This window comes from Arenibacter latericius DSM 15913 (assembly GCF_000424985.1).
Taxonomy (GTDB): Bacteria; Bacteroidota; Bacteroidia; order Flavobacteriales; family Flavobacteriaceae; genus Arenibacter; species Arenibacter latericius.
This window is the reverse complement of record NZ_KE384288.1, coordinates 1-4,022: the sequence shown is the minus strand read 5'-3', so window position 1 is coordinate 4,022 and position 4,022 is coordinate 1. Positions and strand designations below refer to the sequence as shown.

Annotated in this window: 5 protein-coding genes; 1 reads left to right on the top strand and 4 read right to left on the bottom strand. The window is 36.4% G+C overall.

The window, feature by feature from the left end; all coding sequences use genetic code 11:
- Positions 1-341: 341 nt before the first annotated feature.
- Positions 342-1,052, top strand: a complete 711-nt coding sequence (locus tag H344_RS0118240) for a hypothetical protein (protein ID WP_026811584.1) — start codon at positions 342-344, stop codon at positions 1,050-1,052.
- A 915-nt stretch (positions 1,053-1,967) separates the two neighbouring features.
- Here H344_RS0118240 and H344_RS0118235 read toward each other — a convergent pair.
- The 4 genes from H344_RS0118235 to H344_RS21285 form a co-directional block, all read right to left on the bottom strand.
- Positions 1,968-2,501: a GNAT family N-acetyltransferase gene (locus tag H344_RS0118235; RefSeq protein ID WP_051254394.1), complete on the bottom strand. Its 534-nt coding sequence runs from the start codon at positions 2,499-2,501 to the stop codon at positions 1,968-1,970.
- 260 nt (positions 2,502-2,761) lie between these two features.
- Positions 2,762-3,409 carry a GNAT family N-acetyltransferase gene (locus H344_RS0118230; protein ID WP_026811582.1) on the bottom strand — a complete coding sequence of 216 codons (648 nt, stop codon included), beginning with the start codon at positions 3,407-3,409 and terminating at the stop codon, positions 2,762-2,764.
- A 15-nt stretch (positions 3,410-3,424) separates the two neighbouring features.
- Positions 3,425-3,667: a 3-keto-5-aminohexanoate cleavage protein gene (locus H344_RS0118225; RefSeq protein WP_262482303.1), complete on the bottom strand. Its 243-nt coding sequence runs from the start codon at positions 3,665-3,667 to the stop codon at positions 3,425-3,427.
- Between the two features lie 12 nt (positions 3,668-3,679).
- Positions 3,680-4,022 (bottom strand): transposase (locus H344_RS21285; protein WP_205667133.1); only part of this gene is annotated, 343 nt, incomplete at its 5' end.

The window sequence follows — 4,022 nt, the reverse complement described above, 5'->3', positions numbered from 1 at the left end:
TAGCAACATGGTTTCGGTCATGCTCATTTCATATGTAGATATTTATTGTTTTTTACACGGCCCTACCTGGGCTGCGCCTTCCTACCCGCAGGTAAACTCCGGTTTGCGAATAGAATATGTTATTTTCTATTCTAGCAATTTAGTGCTAATTTAAATCAAAATTGCCACATCGTCTTATGTGTTTTCCGTTATCTAGTATACATTCCGGTATACATCGGCGTCAATTTAGGTCATTTACAATCTAATTCACCTTAGATTTATTTAATAGCTCGTTACCTAAAAGGAGAAAAAGAAATGATTAATTTTGAAACCTATAAAGCGTTTTGCTGTATTTCAATATTATGAATCCACACCTCCCCCATCTTCCCCAATCTCAAATTCTAAAGTTGCAAGAAGAAATAAAGGCCTTAGAAAGGGAGCTACAAGAGGTTATTGAGCGGACTTTAGGTTTTGAAAAATTAATTGTCTCTAAATTAGAGGATCAAATCATTTTAGAGCAGGAGCTCTCGCTGCTTTATAAACAACAGAAACAGGCAAAAAAAGAACAACGGAGGAAACAGAAACAACGCGGAAAAAATTATCGCCCCACCACCCTGCTCCAACCTTTAGAAAAACCTACCCCAGTAAAAGTTAATGAGGAGGAGCAGCAACAAAAAAAGCGTTTGTACCGCGAAGCAATGTTATTTGTTCATCCCGATAAATTTTCTACACAAAGAGATAAAGTAGAACTCGCTACGGAGATAACCACCCAATTAATACAGATTTACGAAGAAGGCGATCTCGCCACCCTACAAGCATATCATGCGCATATTTTTAGCGGGAACACCTTACTACCTTCCACCCCACAACCAGAGAAGGTCACAGGTTCTGGACTAGATTTCCTAAAAATGGAATTAGCTAGAATTCAAGAAGCGCTACATCGCGCTAAAAACAAGCACACCTACAAGGTGCTTACAGAATACCAGGAACCAATGGATTTTGTAGAAGAACTGAAAGCCTATTACAAGGATCGGATTGCCAAGCTTATGCGAAGGACAAGAACTAAAAAATAAGTACATCTTTATAGTACAAAGTATTAAGTATTGAGTATTGAGATGGGGTCTGTAATCAGTGAACGGTAATCAGTGAACAGTCGCCAGTTTTTTATAGTACTGAGTATTAAGTATTGAGTATTGAGATTTGTTTGGTACAAGCCTGTAACGTTCTAACAGTAAATAATTCGCAACAACCAATTAATAATTCGGATGTAGTAGTATGGAACTGACTAACGAACCCATGCAAGGAATTAATTTAGCTTATTAGATATGGGCAACTTTTTCAAGAACTAAAAAAAGGATTGAATAGCCCCGTGATTTATTACGGGGAGGTCATTGTCCGGCGAACATTATTACGAGTAAAGTAGATAAGAAATCGCTATATATATAATTGAAATTTAAATCTAAAACCGGTTTACTCTAAACAGGGAAGTACATTTTGGTAGTACATAGTATTGAGTATTGAGATTTGTTTGGTACAAGGCTGCAACGTTCTAACAGTTAATAATTAGTAATTCGGTTGTAATAGCATGGAACTGACTAACCAATTCATGCTAGGAGCTATACTAGCTTCTTAGATACGGTTAACTTTTCCAAGATCCAAAAAAGGCATTGAATAGCCCCGTGATTTATCACGGGGATTAATGGCAAATTAAAAAACGGCTTTAGCCAAAGTTTGAAGGCTTCATTTGTAATGCGATAAACACCCTTGGTAAATTAATTCCTCCAGAGGATGAGGATTAAGGCAAAACATGACTACGTCTATCTAACGGTATGCAAGCGCAAACTCCAATAACGTGGTAGCTGATCACGTTGTCAGATTGCAATGGGTGGCTTAAGCCACCTTGCCATAAAATCATAAATAATTAATAATGAATCTGGTAAGCTGTTTAATATAAAAGCATCACTATCACCAAAGCATACAGCTTTATATTATAGGATGCCCTGATCGTAGATTAAAGGATGGTAATTATCAACAAAATAGGCCACAAACTCCTTTGAAAACTTCTCTGGATACGACATTAGGAATAAAGGAAGTTCCCCACACCCCTTCTGCATTGGTGGTTGCACATAATTATGCGTATTTAGTGCAAAACCTAGTCTTTCATAAAAGGCAATTCTTCGTTCTTTTATTCCTGGTTCTGGGAGCTCTACCTCTAAAATAACTGGTCTTTGACTACGTTTTAGGAACTCTTGTAAAATAGTTTTCCCATGTCCTTGCCCTCTAAGTTCTGGACTTGTAGCAAAGTGTTCTACAAACACCATATCTTTAAATTCCCACCACAGTATAAATCCCAATACACTATCACCAGAAAGTATTACCTCAAAATTATACTCAGTATTCTTCATGATTTTCTCCTGTACTTCCAAGGTCCGTCTTTCCTCTTGCGGGAAGGAGCTCTCGTATAATTGCCAAGCTTCCATAAAATGCGGAGCGTTTATTGAAGATAATCTAGAATATTCCATAGTAAAAATTAAGCCATAAGGGAGGTTTGAATAAGATTATTTACTTCCTGTACAATATGCAAAATTAAACCTTAATCAATACAGAAATGGTAATCTATTCTTAAAATTAAAATGAGCTGCTACTACTTAATAGGTGTTTTAAGTGAGAAAGTAGCTTTTAATAATATTGTCTCTGTTAGCTGTAAAAGAAAGGCTCGCCATAGAAGGAAAGGGACCGCAATGTATATATGACAACTAGCTAAAATCGGTGAAGTATAGATTTAATCTGTATACGATTTTAACAAGTAATGTTTTTTCCATTTCCCGAACAGGTCACAATAAACATAAAGTTGTAGATGCTTGGAGTTAAGCTTATTTTTAAATTTGATAGTAGATTTATTAAAATACTCGCTTATACTGTATTTAGTATCTCTCCCCTGTTCTTTTAATACCTGATAACTTTTATATCTTAGATAGGGAGCTAGATTTCTCCCTCTATATTCATGAAAGGTCCACATACTAGATAGGTAGGCTTCATTATTTTTTATTGGAAAAATTTTATCTTTACAATTCACATCCTTATTTCCAATAATCATATAGGCTGCTATTTGATTATTATGCTCTAACCCCAAACATAACGAGCACTCTTTATATTCTTTTTCTAGCAAGTCTAAACGCAAGTTATCGATTCCCTTGCTAACGAACATCAACTCATCTAGATTAAGCTCTCTTACTTTAAATTCTGAAGCATCACCTTTAATTTGTGGTTCTGCACATGGCTCATATTCTTCCTGCACCCAATAATAGGGCATTATTGTAATTCCAATTCTTGATAAACGATTTTTAACCCCGTAAAGAAACATTCCATTTTTAATTACATTGGAGAATCGTTTTACTCTGGATATCTTTCTACTTTCCTTTATTGACATAATATAGCTTCATAATTATATCTTTCTACCATACTTACCGTTTCCCGGTTCCAATTGCATTTTCGATCTAAATTCTTGAGGCGTCATAACTTCCCTTTCATGAGCCTGCGCTATGGTATGGATTCTCTTTAATAACCCCATATTGGTTGCCAATGTAGTTCTAGCGGAATCGAACCATATATTATCTTCTAGTCCAACCCTTACTCCCGCACCAATAGCAACTCCCAATGAATTCATCTTCAACTGATTATTTCCAATTCCGGCTCTAGTTTAAGTTTGCGTTGATATTAGTTTTTCATACCTAGTGTCTATATTTCTGTATCTGGCATAGGTTCCAATGTCTTCAACGGTCTTGGGAACAAAGGCCTGGAGCATGTCCTTACTACCCTTGAGGTGCTCCTTTACCCTAAACCAATTCAGATACTGCTGAAGATATTTGGTCGAAACGCCCCAAAAAGTGCCGTCTATCCATTTCTTTAGTCTATTGTGCGTGGAATTCACATGTTGTATATGGTAAACGCCTTGCTTTACCCGTTGTTTTATAATTCCCTTCAGGGCATGGTGTTCCAGTTTTCGATCCATTGCAAAACCTTTGTAGATTACCGATGCATCA